The 22,362-nt window shown below is 53.5% G+C and carries 29 protein-coding genes; 11 read left to right on the top strand and 18 right to left on the bottom strand.

Annotation, left to right across the window (positions count from 1 at the left end; all coding sequences use genetic code 11):
* Positions 1–5 precede the first annotated feature (5 nt).
* The 8 genes from nifN to ACT53D_RS07405 all read left to right on the top strand — a co-directional run bounded on the left by nifN (position 6) and on the right by ACT53D_RS07405 (position 4,359).
* Entirely contained in the window at positions 6–1,430 is a 1,425-nt protein-coding gene (nifN, locus tag ACT53D_RS07370) for a nitrogenase iron-molybdenum cofactor biosynthesis protein NifN (RefSeq protein WP_476155394.1), read from the top strand.
* 19 nt (positions 1,431–1,449) lie between these two features.
* Entirely contained in the window at positions 1,450–1,860 is a 411-nt protein-coding gene (nifX, locus tag ACT53D_RS07375; RefSeq protein ID WP_476155396.1) for a nitrogen fixation protein NifX, read from the top strand.
* A gap of 212 nt (positions 1,861–2,072) precedes the next feature.
* Positions 2,073–2,546 (top strand): NifX-associated nitrogen fixation protein, encoded by a 474-nt coding sequence (locus ACT53D_RS07380; RefSeq protein WP_275357067.1) that lies wholly within the window; start codon positions 2,073–2,075, stop codon positions 2,544–2,546.
* 9 nt (positions 2,547–2,555) lie between these two features.
* Positions 2,556–2,768 (top strand): CCE_0567 family metalloprotein, encoded by a 213-nt coding sequence (locus ACT53D_RS07385; protein WP_313983516.1) that lies wholly within the window; start codon positions 2,556–2,558, stop codon positions 2,766–2,768.
* A 9-nt stretch (positions 2,769–2,777) separates the two neighbouring features.
* Entirely contained in the window at positions 2,778–3,074 is a 297-nt protein-coding gene (fdxB, locus tag ACT53D_RS07390) for a ferredoxin III, nif-specific (RefSeq protein ID WP_313983513.1), read from the top strand.
* A gap of 11 nt (positions 3,075–3,085) precedes the next feature.
* Positions 3,086–3,481 carry a nitrogen fixation protein NifQ gene (locus ACT53D_RS07395; protein ID WP_194747293.1) on the top strand — a complete coding sequence of 132 codons (396 nt, stop codon included), beginning with the start codon at positions 3,086–3,088 and terminating at the stop codon, positions 3,479–3,481.
* Between the two features lie 3 nt (positions 3,482–3,484).
* Positions 3,485–3,829 (top strand): rhodanese-like domain-containing protein, encoded by a 345-nt coding sequence (locus ACT53D_RS07400; RefSeq protein WP_194747294.1) that lies wholly within the window; start codon positions 3,485–3,487, stop codon positions 3,827–3,829.
* Between the two features lie 68 nt (positions 3,830–3,897).
* Positions 3,898–4,359 (top strand): TOBE domain-containing protein, encoded by a 462-nt coding sequence (locus ACT53D_RS07405; protein WP_476155400.1) that lies wholly within the window; start codon positions 3,898–3,900, stop codon positions 4,357–4,359.
* Positions 4,360–4,369: 10 nt separating this feature from the next.
* On the opposite strand, the gene ACT53D_RS07410 is transcribed toward ACT53D_RS07405, so the two are convergent.
* The 17 genes from ACT53D_RS07410 to nifV all read right to left on the bottom strand — a co-directional run bounded on the left by ACT53D_RS07410 (position 4,370) and on the right by nifV (position 17,582).
* The gene (locus ACT53D_RS07410; RefSeq protein WP_275357071.1) at positions 4,370–4,711 is read right to left on the bottom strand and encodes a hypothetical protein; all 342 of its coding nucleotides are present in this window, start codon (positions 4,709–4,711) and stop codon (positions 4,370–4,372) included.
* Between the two features lie 61 nt (positions 4,712–4,772).
* Positions 4,773–5,843 (bottom strand): molybdenum ABC transporter ATP-binding protein, encoded by a 1,071-nt coding sequence (modC, locus tag ACT53D_RS07415; RefSeq protein WP_275357072.1) that lies wholly within the window; start codon positions 5,841–5,843, stop codon positions 4,773–4,775.
* Between the two features lies 1 nt (position 5,844).
* On the bottom strand, positions 5,845–6,522 hold the full coding sequence (gene modB / locus ACT53D_RS07420) for a molybdate ABC transporter permease subunit (protein WP_228518670.1): 678 nt from the start codon (positions 6,520–6,522) through the stop codon (positions 5,845–5,847).
* A gap of 20 nt (positions 6,523–6,542) precedes the next feature.
* Positions 6,543–7,301 carry a molybdate ABC transporter substrate-binding protein gene (gene modA, locus ACT53D_RS07425; protein ID WP_228518671.1) on the bottom strand — a complete coding sequence of 253 codons (759 nt, stop codon included), beginning with the start codon at positions 7,299–7,301 and terminating at the stop codon, positions 6,543–6,545.
* A 24-nt stretch (positions 7,302–7,325) separates the two neighbouring features.
* Entirely contained in the window at positions 7,326–8,855 is a 1,530-nt protein-coding gene (locus tag ACT53D_RS07430) for a porin (protein WP_476155404.1), read from the bottom strand.
* A gap of 66 nt (positions 8,856–8,921) precedes the next feature.
* A complete protein-coding gene (locus ACT53D_RS07435; RefSeq protein WP_476155406.1) occupies positions 8,922–9,749 on the bottom strand; it encodes a TOBE domain-containing protein in 828 nt (275 codons plus the stop codon).
* Between the two features lie 123 nt (positions 9,750–9,872).
* Positions 9,873–10,319: a hypothetical protein gene (locus ACT53D_RS07440; protein WP_476155408.1), complete on the bottom strand. Its 447-nt coding sequence runs from the start codon at positions 10,317–10,319 to the stop codon at positions 9,873–9,875.
* 10 nt (positions 10,320–10,329) lie between these two features.
* Entirely contained in the window at positions 10,330–10,689 is a 360-nt protein-coding gene (locus ACT53D_RS07445) for a HepT-like ribonuclease domain-containing protein (RefSeq protein WP_476155410.1), read from the bottom strand.
* Positions 10,686–11,198 (bottom strand): tetratricopeptide repeat protein, encoded by a 513-nt coding sequence (locus ACT53D_RS07450; RefSeq protein WP_476155412.1) that lies wholly within the window; start codon positions 11,196–11,198, stop codon positions 10,686–10,688. The genes ACT53D_RS07445 and ACT53D_RS07450 overlap by 4 nt, the downstream gene beginning before the upstream one ends.
* A gap of 27 nt (positions 11,199–11,225) precedes the next feature.
* Positions 11,226–11,549, bottom strand: coding sequence for a (2Fe-2S) ferredoxin domain-containing protein (locus tag ACT53D_RS07455; protein WP_194747301.1), 324 nt, complete (start codon positions 11,547–11,549; stop codon positions 11,226–11,228).
* Positions 11,550–11,585: 36 nt separating this feature from the next.
* A complete protein-coding gene (locus ACT53D_RS07460; RefSeq protein WP_476155414.1) occupies positions 11,586–11,879 on the bottom strand; it encodes a ferredoxin family protein in 294 nt (97 codons plus the stop codon).
* Positions 11,876–13,174 (bottom strand): FAD-dependent oxidoreductase, encoded by a 1,299-nt coding sequence (locus ACT53D_RS07465; protein ID WP_476155416.1) that lies wholly within the window; start codon positions 13,172–13,174, stop codon positions 11,876–11,878. Before ACT53D_RS07465 ends, ACT53D_RS07460 begins: the two co-directional genes overlap by 4 nt.
* Before the next feature lie 2 nt (positions 13,175–13,176).
* Positions 13,177–14,268 carry an electron transfer flavoprotein subunit alpha/FixB family protein gene (locus tag ACT53D_RS07470; RefSeq protein ID WP_275357080.1) on the bottom strand — a complete coding sequence of 364 codons (1,092 nt, stop codon included), beginning with the start codon at positions 14,266–14,268 and terminating at the stop codon, positions 13,177–13,179.
* Between the two features lie 34 nt (positions 14,269–14,302).
* The gene (locus tag ACT53D_RS07475) at positions 14,303–15,148 is read right to left on the bottom strand and encodes an electron transfer flavoprotein subunit beta/FixA family protein (RefSeq protein ID WP_194747305.1); all 846 of its coding nucleotides are present in this window, start codon (positions 15,146–15,148) and stop codon (positions 14,303–14,305) included.
* Between the two features lie 172 nt (positions 15,149–15,320).
* Entirely contained in the window at positions 15,321–15,656 is a 336-nt protein-coding gene (gene nifW / locus ACT53D_RS07480) for a nitrogenase-stabilizing/protective protein NifW (RefSeq protein WP_194747306.1), read from the bottom strand.
* Between the two features lie 34 nt (positions 15,657–15,690).
* Complete coding sequence (cysE, locus tag ACT53D_RS07485) at positions 15,691–16,443, bottom strand: serine O-acetyltransferase (protein ID WP_194747307.1); 753 nt, start codon at positions 16,441–16,443, stop codon at positions 15,691–15,693.
* Positions 16,434–17,582 carry a homocitrate synthase gene (gene nifV, locus ACT53D_RS07490; protein ID WP_476155419.1) on the bottom strand — a complete coding sequence of 383 codons (1,149 nt, stop codon included), beginning with the start codon at positions 17,580–17,582 and terminating at the stop codon, positions 16,434–16,436. Before nifV ends, cysE begins: the two co-directional genes overlap by 10 nt.
* Before the next feature lie 464 nt (positions 17,583–18,046).
* Here nifV and ACT53D_RS07495 point away from each other — a divergent pair, with 464 nt between their 5' ends.
* The 3 genes from ACT53D_RS07495 (at position 18,047) to ACT53D_RS07505 (ending at position 20,599) form a co-directional block, all read left to right on the top strand.
* On the top strand, positions 18,047–18,535 hold the full coding sequence (locus ACT53D_RS07495) for a helix-turn-helix transcriptional regulator (protein WP_476155421.1): 489 nt from the start codon (positions 18,047–18,049) through the stop codon (positions 18,533–18,535).
* Positions 18,528–19,184, top strand: coding sequence for a nucleotidyl transferase AbiEii/AbiGii toxin family protein (locus ACT53D_RS07500; RefSeq protein WP_476155423.1), 657 nt, complete (start codon positions 18,528–18,530; stop codon positions 19,182–19,184). Before ACT53D_RS07495 ends, ACT53D_RS07500 begins: the two co-directional genes overlap by 8 nt.
* 71 nt (positions 19,185–19,255) lie before the next feature.
* Positions 19,256–20,599 (top strand): DUF5677 domain-containing protein, encoded by a 1,344-nt coding sequence (locus ACT53D_RS07505; RefSeq protein WP_476155425.1) that lies wholly within the window; start codon positions 19,256–19,258, stop codon positions 20,597–20,599.
* Positions 20,600–20,797: 198 nt separating this feature from the next.
* On the opposite strand, the gene nifK is transcribed toward ACT53D_RS07505, so the two are convergent.
* Complete coding sequence (gene nifK, locus ACT53D_RS07510) at positions 20,798–22,357, bottom strand: nitrogenase molybdenum-iron protein subunit beta (RefSeq protein ID WP_313983461.1); 1,560 nt, start codon at positions 22,355–22,357, stop codon at positions 20,798–20,800.
* Positions 22,358–22,362 lie beyond the last annotated feature (5 nt).

Here is a 22,362-nt window from a genome sequence, read left to right on the forward strand (position 1 = left end):
AGACCATGGCACAAGTACTCAACCCCGGTAAAGCCTGTAGCGTCAACCCGCTCAAGATGAGCGCACCCATCGGGGCGGCGCTGGCCTTTATGGGCTTGCAGCACTGCCTGCCTACCCTGCATGGTTCGCAGGGCTGTACTTCATTCGGGCTGGTATTGTTTGTGCGGCATTTCCGCGAAATGATCCCCATGCAAACCACGGCCATGAGCGAGGTCACCACCATCCTTGGTGGCATGGACAATATCGAGCAGACCATCGTCAATATCAGGAAACGCAACCAGCCGTCCATCCTCGGCATCGCCTCTACCGGGCTGACCGAAACCAAGGGCGATGATGTGGATGCCTATCTCAAGCTGATTGCGCAAAAACACCCAGAGCTGGCCGACATGCATATCCTGTATGTATCGACGCCTGACTACGTGGGCGCGTTTCAGGATGGCTGGAGCAAGGCGGTGCTGAAAATCGTGCAGCACTTTGCCCAGCCTGTGAGCGTGCGCCATGCGCGCCTCGTCAATGTGCTGGCTGGCAGCCATTTAACACCGGGCGACTTGCAGGAAATTCGCGACATTGTCGAACTGTTCGGTCTGGAGGCGGTGATAGTGCCCGATATTTCTGGCTCGCTAGATGGCCATATTCCAGACGACTTTACACCGACTACACTGGGCGGCACCACGCTGGAGCAGTTACAGACCCTGGGTGCGGCACGCTATACGCTCGCTATCGGCGAGCAGATGCGCCCGGCAGCGCAGGCGCTGGAAGCCCAATGTGGCGTCCCCTACCGTCTGTTTGAGCGGCTGACCGGATTGGCCGCCAGTGATGAATTTGTGCAATGCCTGTCCGAACTCACCGGCACCCCCGTGCCGATGAAACTGCGCCGCCAGCGCAGCCAGTGTCAGGACGCCATGCTGGATGCGCATTTTTATACCGGCGGCAAAACCGTCGCTATCGGTGCCGAACCCGACATGTTGTGGAGCTACGGCCAGTTTTTGCTAGAGATGGGCTGTGACTTGCGCGCGGTGACCACCACCCACTCGCCGTTATTGGCGCAACTGCCTATAGAACAGGTGCAAATCGGCGATCTGGAAGATCTGGAAGTGCTGGCACAAGACTGTGACCTGCTGCTCACCCACTCGCACGGCAGGCAACTGGCCGAGCGCCTGCATCTGCCTTTTATCCGTATCGGCATCCCCACCTTTGACCGTATCGGCGCCGCACACAAAGTTAGCGTGGGCTACCGGGGCACGCGTGATCTGGCATTTGAACTGGCCAACACCTTTCTGGCACAGAGCCATGAACCGGCCCCTGATCACTGGTATCCCACACCGGCTACAGAGGCCGGTGCTGCCAGCGGCTGTAACAGTTGCACGCCTGCTGGCAGTTGCCACAGCGCAAGCGACATGCATTTAGAAAGCACTGTGCATTTCAGTTAACCCCGTAAAGGAAACCCATATGAAAGTCGCATTTGCTACACAGGATTTAAAACGGGTCGACGCCCACTTTGGCTGGGCCAAGCACCTGGCCATTTATGAGCTGACGCCAGAAAGCTGGACCTTTTTGCACTCGGTGCCCTTTGATGGCGATTTAAAAGAAGACGGCAACGAAGACAAGCTGGCGCCCAAGCTGGAAGTCATTAAAGACTGTGCGCTGCTGTATGTGGCGGCCATCGGTGGCTCTGCCGCTGCCCGTGTGGTGGCGCACAAGATACACCCGGTCAAAGTCACCGCCGATGAACCGATAGAAGAGATTCTGGGCAAATTGCAGGACGTGCTCAAAGGCACCCCGCCCCCCTGGTTACGCAAAGCCCTGCTCAAAGACCAGACAGCCGCGCTGGATTTTGATGAGGAAGAAGAAACGGTATAGGTTTTAAAGGCTATTTACCACAGAGACACCGAGAACACAGAGCAGAAAGTGCACTCAGCAAACTAAGAACTTCTCTGTGACCTCTGTGCGCTCTGTGACTAATTAAAGCTTTTAAATTCATTTTGAGCCACCAAGGACACGGAGTGCTCAGAGAAAACCGAAGGCGTTTGAGTGTTAATGCGGTAAGCAATATTTATTTATAGGAGAAAAACATGACAGCAGTCGCTGAAGCGCCAGTAGCGAGTGATCCCTGGACCTCGCCATTTGTGATCGAACTGATTAAGCAATGGCGGGCGCAAGACACCCATGGCGCATGGGAAGGCAAGGATAATGCGACCTTGCTGGCGCCTTATATCATTAGTAAGGAGCAGCGCCGCGAGATGCCAATTATCGGCGACCCCGACCCGGAAACCTTGTGGCGGCTAGAATTGTTTTATAACGCGGTGGGCCTGGCGGTGGAGCGGGAAACCGGCGTCATGGTCTCGCCCATGATGAAAATGCATCACGAGGGCTTTGGCAAAATGCTGCTGACTGCAGGCCGCCTGGTGGTGGTGAACAAGCATCTGCGTGATGTGCACCGCTTTGGTTTTGAAACCATGGACAAGCTGGCCGCCGAAGGCCAGAAACTGGTACAGGCCGCGGTGGACATGATACAAAAGTTTCCCGAAGTGGTGAATTACGGTTAGGAGCGCGCCATGAGTGACATAGAAACAAGTGACGTAGACACCATCAAGGCCGAGGTGAAAAAGCTGAATGCCCAGGCCACCCAACTCAAAATGGACTTGCATGACTTGTCCGAAGACTTACCGACCGGCTGGGAAAAAATTCCGGAAGTGGCCGAGAAAACCTTCAAGGCCTATCAACAACTCACTGCTGCCCGCCAGAAATTGGTGGCAGCCGGTGGCTAGGAGCTTGCCATGGCATTTAGCGTAACCTTACCCAGCGGCGTGGCGTGGACGCCGCAATTTGCCGAGCAGATCGCAGAGGAAAAGTGCATAGGCTGTGGCCGCTGCTTTCGTGTCTGTGGCCGTGATGTGCTGGAGCTGGTGGGCATTACTGAAGACGGTGACCGCATCGCCATGACGCTGGGCGACGATGAGGATGATGAGTATGAAAAGAAAGTCATGACCATCGCCCATCCGGAAAACTGCGTGGGCTGCGAGGCCTGCGCCAAAATTTGTCCGAAAAAGTGCTATACCCACGCCCCGGCCTGAGGGGAACCCGTATGCAACAGAGCCTCTCCCCGCCCAGTGCTGTTGTAGCAAGTTCCCTAGCCTCATCTGGCCATGGCTGGGACGAGTTTGAGGATTTGATTGCATTATTGATGGCACATGCGCTGGATCAACACGTGAACACCTATGCACTGGCAAGATTGATTGCAGGCACCTGCTGCAGCGGCGCCAACCATTTGTGGCAAGACCTCAAACTGTCCAGCCGCGCCGAACTGTCGCAACTGATGCGCGACTATTTCCCGGCGCTGGTGGCCAAAAACAGCAGCGACATGAAGTGGAAAAAGTTTTTTTACCGGCAGCTGTGCGAGCAGGAAAACGTATTGATATGCAAATCGCCCAGTTGCGGTGTCTGTGTGGATTATGAATTATGTTTTGGACCAGAGGAGTAAGCTATGACTTGGCAAACCATTGCTGCGGCACAAGCCGCTGAAATGTTGAGTAACCCGGAACGCTTTGCGGAAATCGCGCTGTTTGATACCCGAGATATGCACAGTTACCAGAGTGGCCATCTGCCAGGGGCCGACCAGCTGTCCGAGTACAAACTGGAACAGGTCTTGCGCAGCCTGCCGCGCAATATCCCGGTGATGATTTATTGCTATCACGGCAATGCAAGCAAGGTGTTTGCGCAGATGTTTGACGACTTCCGCTACAAGGAAGTCTACAGCGTGGATGGCGGCTATGAAGCATTGGCACCACTGGTGCAGGCGCTGCCGGAAAAGCTGGCTCACGCTGCGTAATATAGCAGCGTTGACAGCCGCAGGCCCGACGCTGCGGTTGATGTTTTACAGCGCGCTTGCATACACTAATGGTATCTCAACCCGATCAGGAAAATATCGTCATGAAAATCAGCGCACGTAACCAGTTCCAGGGAAACATCACTGCCGTACACCCTGGCAGCGTACATACCGAAATCGAAATTGCCCTCGGCAATGGCGACACGCTAGTGGCCATGGTCACCCACAGCAGTGCACACAGTCTGGGCCTGACCAGTGGCAAATCGGTGCTGGCCCTGGTCAAAGCCTCTTCCATGATGGTGATGACAGAAAGCGAGGGCTATGCCCTGAGCGCACGTAACGTGCTGCGCGGCGTGGTGGCACAGGTGATCAGCGGGCCGGTCAGTGCCGAAGTCAAACTCGATTTGCCGGGCGGCAATGCCGTATTTGCCAGCATTACCCATGAAGCCGTTCGTGAACTGGGGCTCAGGCAGGGTGCCAGTGCCAGCGCGGTATTCAAAGCCTCTGCGGTGATACTGGCAGTTGCCAGCTAGGCGTTTTCCCTCAGAGGCTGGCCACCCATTCCGCTGGCCGGGTATGAAAGCGTGGCTGGCAAGCATCCAGTTGATCAGAGATGGTGGTAGTTTTTAACCAGCCACCGTCTTTCAGACGCCAGGCCATCACCCGTTCGTAATAGACATCGATGCGTAGCGGAAACTCATCGATATCAAAGCCCTCTTCCGACAAGACAAAACTGTGGTAATAAAAACACTTACCCCCGTCGGCGGCGTAGCCATGGATCTTGGTAGCTTGCAGTGAGGGTTCATCGTGCCTTTCAAAACGCTCGGCGCGAATCACTCGCTGTTGTTCAGCAACAGACAAATTGGCATAGAGTTGTTCTATCATGAGTGGACTCCTTTCTTGTGCATTCAAGATGCGGATGCGTCGTGCATGGCGCGAAACGCGCCTACTCCATCAGTGCCACCGATTTGACCTGTAGCCAGACTGACTGACCGACAGTGATGCCCAGGGTCGACGCCGAGCGTTTAGTGAGTCTGGCAATCAGCACCGAAGCTCCCACCTTGACACGGATCAGCATGACACCGGGATGCGTGTCTATGGCCATGGCATCGACCACACCCTGCAACTGGTTCTGGATACTGCTATCGGTTTGTGGCCGGATGGCCACACTGACATCACGGGCCTGAATATGTACCCGCAGCTGACGCCCCAGCGGCAGATCTCGCTGCCTGGTCCAGACGCTGCCACCGTCAAATGCCAGCCGCATCAGATGCCATTCCTGGTCAAGTTCGCTGACCTGCGCCTGCAGGACCACGCCGCTGTCCTCCCCTAGGCGGATCGGAGTATCCAGTTGCGCCAGCGTCTCCAGCAATGGCCCTTGTGCCAGCACTCTGCCGGCTTGCAGCATGACGATATGGTCAGCCAGGCGTGCTACTTCGTCATGAGCATGGCTGACATACAGCAATGGAATGTCCAGATTGTCATGCAGGCGCTCCAGATAGGGCAAGATTTCCTGTTTGCGCGCATAATCCAGGGCAGCCAGCGGCTCATCCATCAATAGGAGCCGCGGCCTTACTGCTAAGGCCCTCGCCATGGCCACCCGTTGTCGCTCCCCCCCGGACAAATGTGCCGGGTTTCTACCCAGTAGCGGCGTCAATTCCAGCAAGGCGATGGCCGCCTCCAGATCTGCTGGCCGCGCCTGCGTATTGCGCCTGAGGCCAAAACGCAGGTTTTCCAGCACCGTCAGGTGTGGAAACAGGCTGGCCTCTTGAAACACATAGCCGATGGGACGGCGATGTGTAGGCAGGCAATACGCACCCTCCTGCCAGCGCTCGCCGTGAAAGCGCAGATAGCCCTCCCTGGGTTGCTCCAGCCCGGCAATACAGCGCAATAGCGTGGTTTTGCCTGAACCGGAAGGGCCAAACAGGACGGTGATGCCGCGCCCGGGCAGGGTGAGGTCTACATCCAGAGTAAAGCTTGGCCTGGCCAGATGAAAACGTGCCTGTATCTCGCCCATGTCAGTAACCCCTGTTCGGTTGCGTGCGCCACACATGCAGCGCCAGCAACACCAAAAACGAAAACAGCAGCATGACCGCGGCCAGTGTATGCGCCTGACTATATTCCAGGGCTTCCACATGATCATAAATCTGTACCGAAGCGACGCGGGTTTGTCCCGGCACATTGCCCCCTATCATGAGTACCACCCCAAACTCGCCTACCGTGTGGGCAAAGGTGAGCATAGCTGCCGTCAGAAATCCCGGCCAGGACATCGGCACAACCACACTGAAAAACGTATCCAGTGGCGAAGCACGCAAGGTTGCTGCTACCTCCAGCGGGCGCTCACCGATAGCCTCAAACGCGGTGTGCAAGGGCTGCACCATAAACGGCAGGGAATATAGCACCGAGGCCAGTACCAGCCCCCAGAAAGTAAACGGTAAACTGCCCAGACCAGTGGCCTGTGTCAGCTTACCCAGCGGGCCTTGTGGTCCCATCGCCAGCAACAGGTAGAACCCTAACACTGAAGGTGGCAGCACCAGCGGCAAGGCCACGACCGAGGCCACCAGCCCTTTCCACCAGACGCGGCTGCGTACCAGCCACCAGGCGACGGGCGTGCCTATGATGAGCAATAGCAGGGTGACCAGACTGGCCAGCTTGATGGTCAGCCAAATGGTCTGTATATCCTCGATGCTTAACATGATGTTTCCTGTGTGATGCCTCAGGGCAATTTATAACCGTTTTTGGCAAAGATGGCACGCGCCTTTTCTGACTGCACGAACCCGTAAAACTTGCGGGCGGCATCCGCATTATTATCTATGCCATGCTTGAGGATGACCACGCCCTGCGCAATCGGCTCATAACTCTCTTCTGGCACAGCCACCCATTTACCCTTGCCTGTAGTCTCCGGTGCAACGACAATCGACTTGGCACTGAAGCCAACATCTACCGCTTTGCTATCCACGTACTGGCTTACCTGGGTAATGCTCTCGCCATAGACCAGTTTGGGTTCCAGCGCCACTTTCACCTTGTAGAACTCCATGGCCTTGAGTGCCTGTTTGCCAAACGGTGCCAACTTTGGATTGGCAATGGCCACTTTGCCGACAGCTGCATCCGTCAGTCCGGCCACGCCCTTGCTTAAATCGGCCCCGGTTTGTGACCATAGTACCAGCAACCCGTAGGCGTAAGGCTTGGGCGCAGTCACGGCAAAACCTTCTTTATACAAACCCTCGGGAAACTCCATATCGGCAGACATGAATACATCAAAGGGCGCGCCCTGGCGTACCTGAGTGGCAATTTTGCCAGAAGCGTTGAGCACGCTTTGTGCCTCGATGCCGGTTTCCTGTTTAAACTCGGCAGCCAGGTCATCGAACACGTATTTGAGGTTGGCCGCAATGGCCACAGTAAAAGGTTCGGCAGCCTGGACCTGCATGGAAACTGCCAGCACGCTGGCTATCAACAGTTGTTTGAGTGATCGCATGGGATCTCCTTGTCTGAATAAAAGTTAAAAGTCGAATTGGGCACGCATGGTGACGGCGTCTTCATGATCCAGCGTATACGTTTTGCTGCTACCTGAGACGGTGGCAGAGGTGGTCACCGGGGTATCAAAATGGGTGTGCACATAGTTGGCAATCACACGCACATAGGGCGTCAGCACCCAGTTGGCGCCTATCGTCCAGGCATCAAACGCATTGCTACGCCCGCTTGCCAGCTTGCCGGTTCCAGTAGCGTTAGTGCTGACAAAATCACCGCCATCAAACTTGCTGTAACGTGCCCCAAGTTGCAACGCACCCCAGCCCTCCCCCCCCCAGACAAAGTCCTGTTTGGGACGCAAGCGGCCAAACATGCCATCTTTATAGGTGCTGGCAAAAGTTTCGCCGCTCACCAGCCAGTTGAGGCTGGCATACCATGCGGTCAGGTCACGATCAAACCCCGTGCCATCAAAATTTTCACGTATATGTTCTGCCTGTAGCTTGACCGGACCGTGTGCCAGCCCAAGTTCATAACCCTCACGCGTACGGTCAACTGCGCGCGTAAAACCTTCACTGGTAGAAAATACGGTGTAACCGCGGCCTTCGGTCAGTACATTCAGGGTTGGCACGCTGCCAGGTTCCTGTTGACCCCTGGCATAAAAGCTGCCGACATGCAGGACACTGTCTTTCCAGTCGGCAAACTGGGCAATATTGCCGACCACACGTACCAGCGCATCCTTGTTGTCATATTTGGCATCGGTTTCATCACCATTCGCAGTGGCCGTGTTAACGCCTTTGCCATCAGTCCATGAAGCGTTGTAGAACAACCCTGGCACAGGTTCGCCAAACACCATCACGCCGCGGTCAAAAGTGGCACCCAGCAGATAGTCCGTGCCTGCCCGTTCCTGAAAATCTGTAAAGTTGGCATTCATGGCACGCTCAAGTCCATAAAAAGGCTTGAACTGACCTGCGCGTAATTTGAATCCGTTAAAGTGCAGGTAGTCGACGTGCGCATAGGTCAGGCCGACACTGCCATTATTGGCCGTACCGCTATATTCGGCTTCCAGTCTTGCCGTAAAATCCTTCATCGCCACATTGGCACCCAGCCGGGCGCGACGAATGTTGAAGGTATCTGCGGCTGCAATATCCGGAGAGAAACTGCGGTAGTCGGCTTGCACGCGCCCATTGAGGCCCAGTTTCCAGGCACCACTACCATCTTCAAAACTCAGGCCATTTTTAAAGTTGGCGTACACTGGCTGGCCACTCGATTTGCCACGGGCAGATTGTAGCGCCTTGATTTCATCGGCCATCGCGTCCATCTTCCACTGCTGATCACGCAAGACCTGTTTGTCATCGCTCGCTACCCCTCTGGTTTCCGCCGGTTTTTCTAACCGTGCCTGGAGCAACTTCAATGCATCTGCCATCTGTTGCATTTGTGTTTGTTGTACTTCCAGCATGTGCTGCAATTGCGCGATGCGGGCATCGGTTTCAGCATCTGCCCACGCCTGGCTGGTTGGCATCCCCAGCCAGGCCAGACTGACCAGTATGGATACTTTTTTCATGTAAAGCGCTCCCTGATGTATTCAAAGACTCGATATAAAGCAATATATATAGCGATAGAGAAAAAACTACTCGCTCACCCCTAAAATCACACTGCTGGCTTTAAAGATGGCTACCATCGTTTTACCAGCGGCCAGTTGCAGTTCGGCCACACTGTCATTGGTCACGGTCGCGGTGATCACATTGCCTCCGGTGCTGCGCAGGCTGACTTCGGCGTTGACACCGCCCTGGTGGACTCGAGTCACCTCGCCGCCCAGTTTGTTGCGTGCACTCAGGCCAGTCGCGGCTTCAGGACTGGCGAGGATCACCCAACTGGCCTTGACCAGTGCCCAGGCCTCGCTGCCCACCTGCAAGCCCAGCTCATTCAAGCCATCATGGGTAATGACAGCGTGTATCTGGTCGCCGCCAGTCAATTGCAGGGTCACTTCAACATTGACCTGCGCCTGCTTGATTGCCACCACCTTGCCAAAAAACTGGTTTCTCGCACTGGTTTTCACTGTCAGCCTCCGCATCCATGTATAAATGTTGTCAAAATCAGCGATGCCATCACTGGCCGCCTGTAAAAATTTCTGGTGCTCACGCCTTAACACGCGACTGGCATCCACGACACGGATGCCGGCTTCAGTCAATTGCGCCCCGCCCCCACCCTTGCCACCTGTGGTAGTCTGCACCAGTGCGTCGCCAAAGAAACTGTTCATGGCATCCACCGCATCCCAGGCCCCCTTGTAACTGAGTCCTGCCAGTTTGGCCGCCTGCGAGATAGAGCCGCAGCTACCGATATGCTCCAGCAGTGCCAGGCGACGGTCTGTCAGCAAGCCAGCCTGGCCATCACTGCCTTCGGGGCCCAGTACCAGTGAGCCACTTACCTGCATGGTCTGCGTCATCTGCGTTGTCATCTTTCTGTCTGCCTTTGTCATGTTTGTCACATTTGCTACGCTATAAAGTAGATTATATAGCGATAGGCAAGACTATGCAGTTTTTGTGCCAGCTGCCATGATAGACACCGGAAAAACTGCCAGTTACTGCCCCTCACCTCGCATAAACCAGTCAAACACCTGTCGCAATAACAATAACTCCTGCCTGTCAGCGCTACGCAAGGCACTCATATGCCTGAACTCACCGCCAAATAAGGCGATTTCGGACTTGGGCGCATCCGGTGTCATGTAACGACAAAGATGAATGCGTAATGGACCTTCATCAGTGGTGACCCAGGCCGTAAAATCATGCTGGTATTGCAGTGTGTCAGCAGGCACATTCAGGGTTTTGACGATTTCTACCCCTTGTGCTGCCGTGAGGGGCTGGCGCAACGGCTGGTCAGGCTCTGCTAATACGCTGGCACTGGCAGGCAAGGCAGCCGGTGCCAACAACCCGCCATGGGGCCAGCGCACGAACAGCAGTGCAGTACTGTAATTATCAAAATGACAGACAATCACACGTTGCGGCAGTAGGTTGGTGGCAGGTAGCATCATCATTCTCTTATACAGTCATACTGAACAGTGCCGGTTGTTGCTGCCTGAACACGCGCAGCCACATCAGGGTCGCTGGCACCATGGAGCGGATCGCAAACCAAATGGCATCGCGCTCGAAGCCGCCCGACGAACGGACTTGTGACAGCAGGACATTCCAGCCTGCCCAGTCGATTTCCGACATGGCCGTTTTGTTTTCCATAGGCAGCCGGTCTACATTTTCGGCAATAATACGCAGGTGGCGCAGGGTTTCAGCCTGGGTGAGTTGGCTGCTGAAAAAACCCTCTGGAGCGACATCCTCGGTGAGGGTCAGCACTGCCTCGCAGGATTGCAGCATAATATTAAGCATGGTGGCGCTAGCCAGGCTCATAGCGGGACTCCATCGGCATAAGCTTGTATGACTGAGGCGCCAACCGTGTCTTGTGGATCGATCTCCTGCAACTTGCTCAGTATTTGCCGTGCCTCTGACAGGCGTTGCTGACGCAGCCGGATATAGGCAAACGCCTTGAGACTAAACAGGAAAAAATGTTGCGGCGAATCGACCTGTGTCCAGTCGCAGCTTTGCGCGGTGAGTGATTGCCAGTGGCTGTCGATCTGCGCCAGCCTGGCTGCCGTGTCCAGCGCCATATGCACGGCCCGCTCGGCATCACTGAGACGATTGTGTACGGCATACAGCTTGTACAGTGTGTAATACACATGCAGGCAGTCGGGCGAGGCCTGTTGGGCTCGTAGCAACAATGATTCAGACTCGCGCCAGTCACGGGTAGCCGCGGCGGCAGCCAGATATCCGGCTATCGGTGACGGCAAATCCTCGTGGGCGACAATACCGCTCGGTCGTGTTGCGCTCAGAATATGCCCCGACGATTGCGGGGCTGACATAGGCCGAACGTGCATCTATCGCCTCGCTTACCAGACGCTGTCCGGCACTTTCAGGCGCTCGACCACTTCGCCTGCCAGCAGGTGCTTGTCTATGATTTCGGTCACGTCGTCTTTGCTCACACCACCGTACATCACGCTTTCCGGGTAGACCAGCACATGCGGGCCACTGTCACAGGGGCCCTGGCAGCCGCTAAACGTCACTGAAAACTGCTCCCACAGGTTGCGCGTCTGCACCTGTTGCCAGAACGCCTGCAAAATATCATTGCTGCCCCGTCCCTGGCACGAGCCGCGCGGGTGGCCCGGTGGCCTGGCCTGGTTACATACAAAGACTTGTCTTGCGGGTTTACTCATGGGGATGTCTCCAACAATGCAATACAAAAAAGGGGATTAGCCGAACTTGAACAGGATGCCGTAGCCACCACGCGGGTATTCCCAGGCCACATTGCAGTGCTCGTTACAGATAATGCGGCAGGTGCCACATTCCAGGCAGCCATCACTGATCACGGTGACATTGCCGTTACCTTCCATGGTCCAGCAGCCAGCGGGGCAACACACGGTACAGGCATGGCTGTCACAATGGCGGCAGACGTCAGCATCCTTGATCTCGATATGCGGCTTGCCGCTGTCCACCTTGTAGCGGTTCTGGAACAGTTTCTCTTCAACCTTGACGACAATACTCATTCAAAAGCCCTCCATAACTTGAACGCATCTCCCATCAGGCCCATCAGTGAGCGGCGTTGACGGAAGCTGTGGCGTATCTGCTTTTCTTTAGATTTTTTATCCACCCCATCCACAGTCAGCATGGTGTGGGCGGCTTTGGACAACAACTCGGGATAGTCATTAAAAAACTGCGGATTTTTGTGGAAGATTGCAGGCATGTCCTTGTATTTTTTCAGGTCTTTCATGACAAAGCTGTCGTTGAGCGTGGCCTCGTAGCGCTTGAGGTTGGCCTTGCTGAAGGGCAGGCCCTCGGCACGCAAGGCAATCAAGGTATCCGCCGCCACCATGCCGGTGGTCATGGCCAGATTGGAACCTTCGCGGTGCACGGCGTTAACAAACATGCCAGCGTCGCCAACGATGAGCCAGCCATCGCCAAACAAATCCGGCATGGCGTTGTAGCCGCCTTCTGGAATCAGGTGCGCGGTATATTCTTTCATCTCGCCGCCTTCAATCAGCGGCTGGATGGCCGGATGCGCTTTCATTTGCTCCAGCAAGGCATAAGGGGTGATTTGCTGGGCTTTGAAGTCGGACAGCATACAACCGACGCCTATGGTCACCGACTCGCGGTTGGTATAGAGAAAACCCGTCCCCATCATGCCCTTGGTGATTTTGCCCGCCATCTCGATGACCACGCCCTCTTCGCCCTTGACGTTAAAGCGTTGCTCGATAAGATCGGTTGGCATAAAGTGGATTTCCTTGACCGCCAGCGCCACATCCTTGGGATGCAGCTCGGGGTGAAAGCCGGCTTTTTTCGCCAGATAGGAGTTGACCCCATCGGCCAGTATCACCGCATCGGCATAAATCTCACCGCCCTGACGGTCGGTGCGTACACCGATGACACGCTGGCCATCCAGCAGCAGTTCGGTCACCGTGGTTTCGCATATGACCAGCGCCCCGGCCTTTTGCACGCGCTCGGAAAACCACTTGTCAAACTGCGAACGTATCATGGTGTAGCGGTTATATGGCGGCTTATTAAAGCTGTCCGAGCGGTAGTGCGAACCCATGTAGGAGTCGTCATCCAGCACCCACATGCGCTGTTCGATGATATGCCGCTCCAGTGGCGCATCGTCCCTGAAGTCAGGAATCAGTTTTTCCAATGCATCCGAATACAAAATCGCACCTTGTACGTTTTTCGAGCCTGAGCTTTCACCACGTTCCAATTGCAATACGCTGAGTCCGGCCTGTGCCAGACGCAAGGCGGCGGCGTTGCCAGACGGGCCCGCGCCCACAATGATCACATCAAATTTTTCACTCATGCTTAGCCTGCCTTTCTTGCAGTTGCCAGGTGTGCCTTAAATGCCTCGGTCAGCGCCGGTAATATGGTCATGGCGTTGCCGACAATGCCATAGTGAGCAAAGTCAAAAATCGGCGCATTAGGGTCGTTGTTGATGGCGATAATCACATCCGAGGCATCCATGCCCACGCGGTGCTGGATGGCACCGGAAATGCCCACCGCGATATAGAGTTTTGGGCGCACGGTTTTGCCAGATTGCCCGACCTGACGGTCCAGTTCCACCCAACCGGCCTGCACCACGGGGCGCGTAGCCCCGACTTCGGCACCCAGCACTTGCGCCAGTTCCCAGATCAGTTTGAAGTTTTCCGGCTTTTTCATGCCGCGACCACCAGCGACGATAATGTCGGCAAATGGCAGTTGCGGTTTGTCTTGCATCTCGTCCGGGATAAACTCCAGCACTTTGGTAATGATGCTGCTTTCTATCATGCCCAGGGTGTCTTCAATGATGCGGCCATTGCGCGTCGCGTCGCGCTCTGGCATTGCCATCACACGTGGCCGCACCGTGGCCATTTGCGGCCGATAATTCAGGGTCTGAATGGTACACAGCAAGGAGCCGCCAAAGGTTGGGCGACTCGCCAGCAGGCTGCGCACGTCGAGGTCGATATTGAGCTCGGTACAGTCAGCAGTGAGGCCGGTTTTGAGCGTGGTGGCGACACTGCCTGCCAAATCGCGGCCCAATGTGGTTGCACCAAGGAACAAGATTTCAGGCTGGTATTTGTTGACCAGATCGGTCAGCCCTTTGGTATAAGGCTCGTTACGATAATCTTGCAGCAGCGGGTCTTCAATCAGGTAGCACAAGTCTGCGCCATGGTAAAAGGCCTCCTGGCAAAAACTGCGGGTGGTCTCTCCGGGGGGACCCATCACCACGCCGGCCAATTCCACACCCAGCATATCGGCCAGTTTGCGGCCTTCGCCCAATAATTCCAGCGAAACGGGATGTATGGCGCCGCGCTCATGTTCAATAAACACCCAGACGCCTTTATACGCTTTCAGACGCTCATCAAGCTCAAATTTCTTCTTGCCTGCCGGTGCCGGTTTTTTGGTTTCTTCACTCATATGGATTCCTTTACTTCATGCTCCCTGGATCTGTTCAAGCCGACCGCTTCAGCAGCTCTTTCTCGATGTTGGGAAACTTGGTAAACATTTTGGCGAGCAAGGTCACGCTCAGGTCTTTGGGCTCGTTGCTTTCGCATTGAATGATCTCGGCCTTGGTCGCGCGTGGTGTCGGTGCAAACACTTTGGAAACCACGGTAGGCGAGCCTTTCAGGCCGGTTTTGGTCGGGTCTTCAATCCCGGCGGCGTCTTTGTTCCAGATTTTGACCGGATAACGGGCAGCACGGAACATATTGGCCATGGTGGCAAAACGCATTTCGTTATTGCCTTCGAGCACGGTAATCAGGCTGGGGATTTTGGTTTTGAGCACCTGCACGCCGCCCTCAGAACGCCGCTCGACCACGATTTCCTGCTTGTCAGTATCCAGGGAACGGATTTTTGAAACATAGGTGAGCAACTGCATCTCCAGCCGTTTTGCGACGCCGGGGCCGACTTGCGCAGTATCGCCATCAATGGTCTGCTTGCCGGTAAACACCAAATCAACAGGAATATCTTTGCTGATCTGCTGGATGGCCGCAGCCAGCGCATAGCTGGTGGCCAAGGTGTCAGACCCGGCAAAAATACGGTCGGTCACCAGCACGGCATCGTCTGCGCCATAAGAAATCGCCTTGCGCAAGGCCGCCTCGGCCATCGGTGGCCCCATGGTGAGCACGGTCACGCGCGCACCATATTCATCTTTCAGGCGCAACGCTTCTTCCAGCGCGAACAAATCATACGGGTTCACAATGGTCGGCACCCCCTGACGCATAATGGTGTTGGTCACCGGGTGCACCCGAATTTGTGCACTGTCTGGCACCTGCTTGATACAAACCACAATATGCATATCGAATCCTTCCTTTTGCCTGACTTTACCTTGATGACAGACCAGAAACACCCGGCCTTTTATTTCAGTATTGCAACAACCATGCCATGCTAAAAAAATTATTTTTATATATAAAAATCAGTAAGTTACAAGAAAAACTCACATTAAAATTATTTGTCGCAAACCCGACAAATCAGGCACGTTGTGAAGGCAATGTTTGTTTCAGACTGTTGAGATTAAAAGTCTTGCTGCCATCGGCTTCCTGAAACACCTTGAACACTTTTTCAGTAGCGGCGTTGGAGCGCACGAAGTCGTCATAAGCCGCATGCAACAAGCGCTGATAGGCATTGCGCTGCTCGTTCTCGGGCAAGGTCTGGCTCACAGGGTCACGCACCAGATATTGCTGAAAGCGTTTGAGGATATGCAGGCGATTGACATGTACCACCTGCGGGTCATAGGCGACACCGAGAAACGCGAAAAACTCTTCGGCAGCAGAAAAAGATTGCATCTGTGATAACAAGGCACTCATCAGGGTTCTCCAAACATAAAAAGGAAATGCAGGCTCAGGAATCGAAACGTTTGCGTGCACGCGCCTCGGCGACGCTGTGCTGTATCAAGGCTTCTGAAGCGGCCTGCTGGTTGTCACGCATCGCCGCCAGGGTATGCTCCAGTTGATCAATACGGTCTAGCAAAGCTGTGACCGCTTTGCCCACCGGGTCCGGCATCAGATGGTGGTCGAGGTCTATGCCCTGCTGTGGCTGGCGTCTGGCGTTGTCAGGCAGCACCACGCGACCGGGGATACCGACCACCGTCATCCTGGCCGGAATATCATGGATGACCACCGAGTTGGCGCCTACCCTGGCCTGTGCGCCCACCACCACCGGCCCAAGAATTTTGGCACCTGCGCCGACCATGACACCATCGCACAGGGTAGGATGCCGCTTGCCCGGATTCCACGACACACCGCCCAGCGTCACGCCGTGATAGAGGGTGACATCGTTGCCGACCACCGCGGTTTCACCGATAACAACACCACAGCCATGGTCGATAAAAAAGCGGCGGCCGATGCTGGCGCCAGGGTGGATATCAATCTGTGTCAGCATGCGCGTGACATAACTCAGCCAGCGCGCAGCAAACCGCCAGCCATGCCGCCACAAGCCATGCGAGATACGGTGCAGCAAGGTAGCGTGCAAGCCGGGATAGGTCAGCAACACTTCCAGCCGGTTGCGTGCAGCCGGATCACGCTCAAACACGCAGGCGAGGTCTTCGCGCAACAGGGCTAGCAAGCCAGACTGCACTGGCGAATTTACATGCATGACAGTCTCCCCGGTGTGGTCTGGCCTTCGAGATAAAACAGTTTGAGCTCATCACTGGCCGGGCTGCGCTTGGTGTTCACTGCAAACTGGCGTATGCGTTGCAGCAGCCATTCGGTTTCGTGATGTTGCACGCGTATACCCAGCTGCGCATAGACATGGCGCACACTGTGGCTACCGGAATGCTTGCCCAGCACCAGATGCCGTTCTCGCCCGACTGCAGCCGGGTCAAAGCCTTCGTAGGTGGCCGGGTCTTTGAGCAGGCCATCGACATGCATGCCGGACTCATGGGTAAACACCGCCGCACCGACGATGCTTTTATTGAGCGCCACGGCCCGCCCCGACGCCTGCGCCACCAGCTGCGAAATCTCTGGAAAGGCATGCATGTCCAGCCCCACATCCAGCCCGTGGATGCGCCACAGAGCGGTCACCACTTCTTCCAGCGGCGTATTGCCCGCACGCTCACCCAGGCCATTGACCGTGGTGTTGACATGGCTGGCCCCGGCACGAATTGCCGCCAATGCATTGGCAGTGGCCAGGCCGAGGTCGTCATGCGCATGCATTTCGATGTCCAGCGAAGTGACCGCACGCAAAGCCGCAATGCGCTCATACGTGGTAAACGGATCAAGGACGCCCAGGGTATCGGCATAACGAAAGCGGCAAGCGCCCGCCGTCTCGGCCACCGCCACCACCTGCTGCAAAAACTGCGGGTCGGCGCGGGAAGCATCTTCACCGCCCACTGACACCTGCAAGCCCTCTTGACAAGCCTGCGAGACCACCTGCGCCACCTGCTGCAACACCCACGCCCGGTCACGCCGCAATTTGCGCTCAATATGCAAATCCGACACCGGCAAGGACAAATTCACATGACGCACCCCGGTGCGCAAACATGCCAGCAAATCGCCCTCGGTCATACGCCCCCAAACCATTAGCCTGGTCGGCAATTGCAACGCCGCAATTGCGCGTATATCGGCAATTTCCGCCTCGCCCATGGCCGGGATGCCCACCTCCAGCTCTGGCACCCCAATCTCCGCCAGCGCCAAAGCAATTCGCAATTTTTCCTCACGGCTAAACGCCACCCCCGCCGTCTGTTCCCCATCGCGCAAGGTGGTATCGTTGATGACTAGCTTGCTTTGTCGCATCGTGACATCTCCGCATGTATTACCCTAGAGATAGCACAGGCTGTGCCAAGATGCACGAATCCAATATATTCTTTTATAAACAACAGGTTAAAAAATAACCAGAAGACAATTTCGATTGTAAGGTTTGCGACAAAGAAGGGTGTTATGTGACGAGCGTCCGGGTCAATATCCATTGCTTGGTATGCCAGTTGGCGAGATTAAATGAAGTACAAGACGCTTAAATGTTCGTACTCCTGCAATCACCATGACATGGCTTAGCCACTAGCAGTGTTCATGTGAAAAAGGAGTGATTAACGCATCAAGAAGGAACTCAAAACGCGCGCGTTTAACGCTTTAAGATAGCGATCTTTTAAACAAACCATAGCGCGTACCGTATGCTATAGCACCCTACAGAATCTGTAATACTGACAAATAAAAGTAAAGTATGCTTTACTTTATTTACGGACAAGCTTAAACTTTTTGCTATGAATATTCAAACAATAGGATCAATTATTAAACACGAGCGCGTAGCATGTGGCCTTAGTCAAAAGGCACTTGCTGAAGCTGCACATCTATCAAGAGTAACAATTGTTAATCTTGAAAACGGCAAGGTGGGCGACATTGGCGCTGTGAAGTTATCTGAGTTGGCGGATATTGTTGGCAAGCCACTATTTTCAACGGGTAAACCGATGAACTTTGTACAGATGTTACTTGGCAGCGTTAACACGAGTTACAAAAACACCATGACTCAGGATGAATTGGAAGCCGTCATGCTGAAAGGTGAAGTGCCAATGGGCTATGAAGGTCAGCTGTTTCATTTAATTGAAGAGGCCTCAATTGCCTTGTTGACCGGCGCAGTGAAACAGCTGGCAATGCAACAGCAGGCTAACCCAAAACATCTTTGGAAAAACCTTGCTAAATTGGCAATGGCCATAGAATCACCCAAGCCATTTTGGCAGGCGATCAATGGCTAACCCGTTACAGTTCCCTGCTGGTGTTTGGCAAAGCTTGCTCACGCAAGCTTTTAGTCTCATAGATGCAGTGGCAAAGGATGGCGTTGAACTGCCACGTTGGAGCCTCGGCGGTGGCACGGTGCTGATGTTTCACTATGCACACCGTTTATCTAAAGATATTGATATTTTTGTGCCAGACCCTCAATTTTTGGGGTTCATAAATCCGCGCCTGGGTGGAAAAGGTGAAGAGATTACCCAGCAATACACCGACAGCTCTGAATACCTCAAGCTTTATCTGCCAGAAGGTGAAATTGACTTTGTAGCATCATCGCCCTTAACCTCAACCCCTTTTGAGAGTCGTGAAGTTTTAGGGAGAGAAGTATTATTGGAAACGCCTGTAGAGATCGTAGCTAAAAAATTATGGCATCGGGGCGATAGAGTAACGCCACGTGACTTGTTGGATTTGGCCGTGGTGATTGATCATGCGTATGATGCAATTTTGCAAAACAGAATGATATTCACAAAAAATCTGGAAGCGTTTATCCATCAATGTGAAACAAGAAAATCTATTTTAGCGCCAGTCTATGCAGCAATTGAAAGACTCGATTGCGATTTAACCTATGGTGACTGCTTGGAAAGAGTTAAAAGGCTACAGCGTGATTTAAAGTAATTGTTGATGCTGTTAAACAAACCTTACGGGGTACCGCAGGCGGGTAAGCCCTACAAAACTAGGATATCTAAGTGAATAACAAAAAGAAATCAAAAGCTTTTTACTTTGATAACCTCGTCAACAAGCAACTTGATAAATTTCTTGAACCTGCCTCTTTAATTTCAGAATTATTTCTGGCGAAATTACGGGAAAACAAGATTCATTTGGATGCTCAGGAAGTCGCTAGCTTACAAAAAGCTATTGAGCACTTAATAAAATCTAGTTTATTCAGTTTTAATCTGGATGATAAACATTTAGTAAGCTCAGGGCTGAGTGAACAAGAGTTAACTGAAATAATTGAGAGTTTTATTACCGGACTGAGCGAGCAGATAACGAATACTGTTGAACGTCTCTCCAACTCATTAAAAACTATACTTTCTGAAGTATGCGAGAAACTAGCTCAAGACCAGTTTTCTAGTCTGAAAAAAAACTGTGCTGATACTTTAGAGCTTATTCAATCAGATATAAAAAAATTCGAGCTGAGACTAAGAGGATATTGGGGTCGTTCGCTTGATTGGTTGGAGGTTCTGATTGGTATTTCAATTGAGTCAGGTGAATTGATTTACCAAACGCATGCGTTATCAGAATTAGAAAAATCCCCTTCTGAAATATCTGATCGCAACCAAATATTATTTGCCCTCCACGCACGCGCATGTCAAATCGCTGGTGAGATTTTAGCTCTTCTTAAAACTGGTTTTGCAGATGGTGCGCATGGTAGATGGAGATCGCTTCATGAAGTTTGCGTAGTGGGCATCTACATTTCGCAATCTTCTGAAGAAACGGCAAAGAGATACTATCACCATAGGGCAATTGAAGATCTAAGGCATATGGAATCTGAGTTAGATAGATTTCCTTATTTGCAACACGACAAAAATGCCATGAAATATTATAAGTCCCTTAAAAACACCACAGAAAAACTCATAAATCAATTTGGTATTGGCTTTGAAACAGATTACGGTTGGGCTGCTGAAAGCTTAGGGAAGCGAAAGCCTACATTTCGCGACTTAGAAGCAGCTGCAGAAATTGATAGTTTAAGAGTGAAATATAAAAAAGCTAGTTTAAATGTACATGGATCAGCGAAAGGTACCTTTGAAAGATTGGGGGTACCTAAATCTGCAGGATTGGGCGTTTTGGCTGGAAGAAGTGATCATGGCCTTGAACACGCAGGCCAATTAACAGCTATGTCGCTTGGGTACTTTACTATTTATTTGCTGTCAATTGAGCCAACTGTGGATATGATTGTGCGAGCGAACCTCGTGAGCGAGATTTGGCCTGAAGTTTCAGGTAGCTTTTTGACGACGGCAACTAAGTTGAAAAGAAATATCTCCAAAAAGGAAGATTCAAAAATAGTTAGGCGTTTTGAAAGAAAACGCTAATCTAACCACATGCTCTCGCGCACAACAAAGCGCCTGACGGCTCCGGCAGTTTTTCCCTGTTCTCAAATAAAAAAGCCCCCCAACCGGGAGGCTTAAACACTCAACAATCGATCATTGCAAAGTGGGGGAAGAGACAGGACTACATTGCTACCGGGCCAGACATCGAACCGCCCTACCCGGTAGGCTTTCAATCACAGGCTAGCGGATAATATCGAAGCTGTAATCGGTGGTAGCGATGCCATTGGTGCTGATGTCCATCTGGTCAAAGATTTTGTCCAGGATAGTGACCAGCACGTTAAGGGCACCTTGATAGCCCCACACCGGATAGCGGTGTTTATGGTGGCGATCAAAAATCGGGAAGCCCAAGCGGATCAGCGGGATACCGGTGTCGCGGTCCAGGTATTTACCGTAGGTGTTGCCGATCAGGAAATCGACAGGCTCGGTAAATAACAGGGAGCGCATGTGCCACAGGTCTTTCTTCGGGTAGACCTTGCAGTTTTTACCAAACGGGCTGGCGTCAAACAGCGCCTGTACCTTGGCGGCCCAGGCATCGTCACCATTGGTGGAGAGTACCGTGGTGGGCTCAGCACCCAGTTCCAGCAAGAAGCCGGTCAAGCCAAGCATGAGGTCAGGGTCACCGTACAGGGCAAATTTCTTGCCGTGGATATGGGCACTGGAGTCGGCAATGGCATCCACCAGACGGCCACGTTCTTTGGTCAGGCTGGCAGGAATAGGCTTACCTGACAGTTTGGAAATAGCCATCAGAAACTCATCCGTGCCTTTCACGCCTACCGGGTGATGCAGCTTGACCACTTCCTGGCCTTTGCTCTGGATATAGTCGGCCGTTTTTTCGGCACAGATGGACTGCATGACGATGGTGCCTTTGGCATGAATGGCGTTGGCAGTGTCTTCCAGTGTGGTGCCGCCATCATACATGCGGAACTCGCCATCGGTCGGCGTATCCCAGGCGTCGGACGGATCGCACAGCATGGTTGGGGTGATGCCAAACTCGTTGAACATGCGTTTCACTTCACGGTTGTTGCCGACCACATAGCCGTCAAACCCGCCGATAAAGTTGATGCTGTCATTAGGCTTGCGCTCCAGCGCAGGCACGGTGCCGGCTTTGCCATCCCAGAAGTAGTTGAGAATGCCTTTGAGCGCGTTATCGTAGCCGGTGATATGGCTGCCGACAAACGCTGGCGTGTGGGCAAACGGCACATCATAGTCGGCCGGGATGGAGCCTTTTTCGCGTGAGGTCTTGATAAAGGCATTCAGGTCATCGCCGATCACCTCGGCCATGCAGGTGGTAGAAACTGCAATCATTTTTGGTTTGTACAAACTATACGAGTTGGCCAAACCATCAATCATGTTGTTCAAACCACCAAATACTGCCGCATCTTCAGTCATCGATGAAGACACGCAGGAAGTCGGCTCTTTAAAGTGACGGCTGAAGTGCGAGCGGTAGTATGCCACGCAGCCTTGTGAGCCGTGCACAAAGGGCAATGTCCCTTCAAAACCATTCGCAGCAAATACGGCCCCGAGTGGCTGGCATGCTTTTGCCGGGTTCACGGTCAACGCTTCGCGGGCAAAGTTTTTCTCTTTGTACTCTTGCGTTTTGGCGTATTCCACCTGCTTTTTCACTTCATCGGCAGGCACGGCAAATTCAAAATTCTTTTTCTTGTTGGCGAACATTTCCGTATATTCTGGTTCGCGAAACAGTTCAAAATGGTCTAAAACCTTATCAGCATTCTGGCTCATGTTCA

This window comes from Methylophilus sp. DMC16 (assembly GCF_056314045.1).

Bases quoted from the DNA above. Each gene is read 5' to 3' on its own strand.
- nifN (WP_476155394.1), top strand. From the start codon at position 6: ATGGCACAAGTACTCAACCCCGGTAAAGCCTGTAGCGTCAACCCGCTC.
- nifX (WP_476155396.1), top strand. From the start codon at position 1,450: ATGAAAGTCGCATTTGCTACACAGGATTTAAAACGGGTCGACGCCCAC.
- ACT53D_RS07380 (WP_275357067.1), top strand. From the start codon at position 2,073: ATGACAGCAGTCGCTGAAGCGCCAGTAGCGAGTGATCCCTGGACCTCG.
- ACT53D_RS07385 (WP_313983516.1), top strand. From the start codon at position 2,556: ATGAGTGACATAGAAACAAGTGACGTAGACACCATCAAGGCCGAGGTG.
- fdxB (WP_313983513.1), top strand. From the start codon at position 2,778: ATGGCATTTAGCGTAACCTTACCCAGCGGCGTGGCGTGGACGCCGCAA.
- ACT53D_RS07395 (WP_194747293.1), top strand. From the start codon at position 3,086: ATGCAACAGAGCCTCTCCCCGCCCAGTGCTGTTGTAGCAAGTTCCCTA.
- ACT53D_RS07400 (WP_194747294.1), top strand. From the start codon at position 3,485: ATGACTTGGCAAACCATTGCTGCGGCACAAGCCGCTGAAATGTTGAGT.
- ACT53D_RS07405 (WP_476155400.1), top strand. From the start codon at position 3,898: ATGGTATCTCAACCCGATCAGGAAAATATCGTCATGAAAATCAGCGCA.
- ACT53D_RS07410 (WP_275357071.1), bottom strand. From the start codon at position 4,711: ATGATAGAACAACTCTATGCCAATTTGTCTGTTGCTGAACAACAGCGA.
- modC (WP_275357072.1), bottom strand. From the start codon at position 5,843: ATGGGCGAGATACAGGCACGTTTTCATCTGGCCAGGCCAAGCTTTACT.
- modB (WP_228518670.1), bottom strand. From the start codon at position 6,522: ATGTTAAGCATCGAGGATATACAGACCATTTGGCTGACCATCAAGCTG.
- modA (WP_228518671.1), bottom strand. From the start codon at position 7,301: ATGCGATCACTCAAACAACTGTTGATAGCCAGCGTGCTGGCAGTTTCC.
- ACT53D_RS07430 (WP_476155404.1), bottom strand. From the start codon at position 8,855: ATGAAAAAAGTATCCATACTGGTCAGTCTGGCCTGGCTGGGGATGCCA.
- ACT53D_RS07435 (WP_476155406.1), bottom strand. From the start codon at position 9,749: ATGACAACGCAGATGACGCAGACCATGCAGGTAAGTGGCTCACTGGTA.
- ACT53D_RS07440 (WP_476155408.1), bottom strand. From the start codon at position 10,319: ATGCTACCTGCCACCAACCTACTGCCGCAACGTGTGATTGTCTGTCAT.
- ACT53D_RS07445 (WP_476155410.1), bottom strand. From the start codon at position 10,689: ATGAGCCTGGCTAGCGCCACCATGCTTAATATTATGCTGCAATCCTGC.
- ACT53D_RS07450 (WP_476155412.1), bottom strand. From the start codon at position 11,198: ATGTCAGCCCCGCAATCGTCGGGGCATATTCTGAGCGCAACACGACCG.
- ACT53D_RS07455 (WP_194747301.1), bottom strand. From the start codon at position 11,549: ATGAGTAAACCCGCAAGACAAGTCTTTGTATGTAACCAGGCCAGGCCA.
- ACT53D_RS07460 (WP_476155414.1), bottom strand. From the start codon at position 11,879: ATGAGTATTGTCGTCAAGGTTGAAGAGAAACTGTTCCAGAACCGCTAC.
- ACT53D_RS07465 (WP_476155416.1), bottom strand. From the start codon at position 13,174: ATGAGTGAAAAATTTGATGTGATCATTGTGGGCGCGGGCCCGTCTGGC.
- ACT53D_RS07470 (WP_275357080.1), bottom strand. From the start codon at position 14,268: ATGAGTGAAGAAACCAAAAAACCGGCACCGGCAGGCAAGAAGAAATTT.
- ACT53D_RS07475 (WP_194747305.1), bottom strand. From the start codon at position 15,148: ATGCATATTGTGGTTTGTATCAAGCAGGTGCCAGACAGTGCACAAATT.
- nifW (WP_194747306.1), bottom strand. From the start codon at position 15,656: ATGAGTGCCTTGTTATCACAGATGCAATCTTTTTCTGCTGCCGAAGAG.
- cysE (WP_194747307.1), bottom strand. From the start codon at position 16,443: ATGCATGTAAATTCGCCAGTGCAGTCTGGCTTGCTAGCCCTGTTGCGC.
- nifV (WP_476155419.1), bottom strand. From the start codon at position 17,582: ATGCGACAAAGCAAGCTAGTCATCAACGATACCACCTTGCGCGATGGG.
- ACT53D_RS07495 (WP_476155421.1), top strand. From the start codon at position 18,047: ATGAATATTCAAACAATAGGATCAATTATTAAACACGAGCGCGTAGCA.
- ACT53D_RS07500 (WP_476155423.1), top strand. From the start codon at position 18,528: ATGGCTAACCCGTTACAGTTCCCTGCTGGTGTTTGGCAAAGCTTGCTC.
- nifK (WP_313983461.1), bottom strand. From the start codon at position 22,357: ATGAGCCAGAATGCTGATAAGGTTTTAGACCATTTTGAACTGTTTCGC.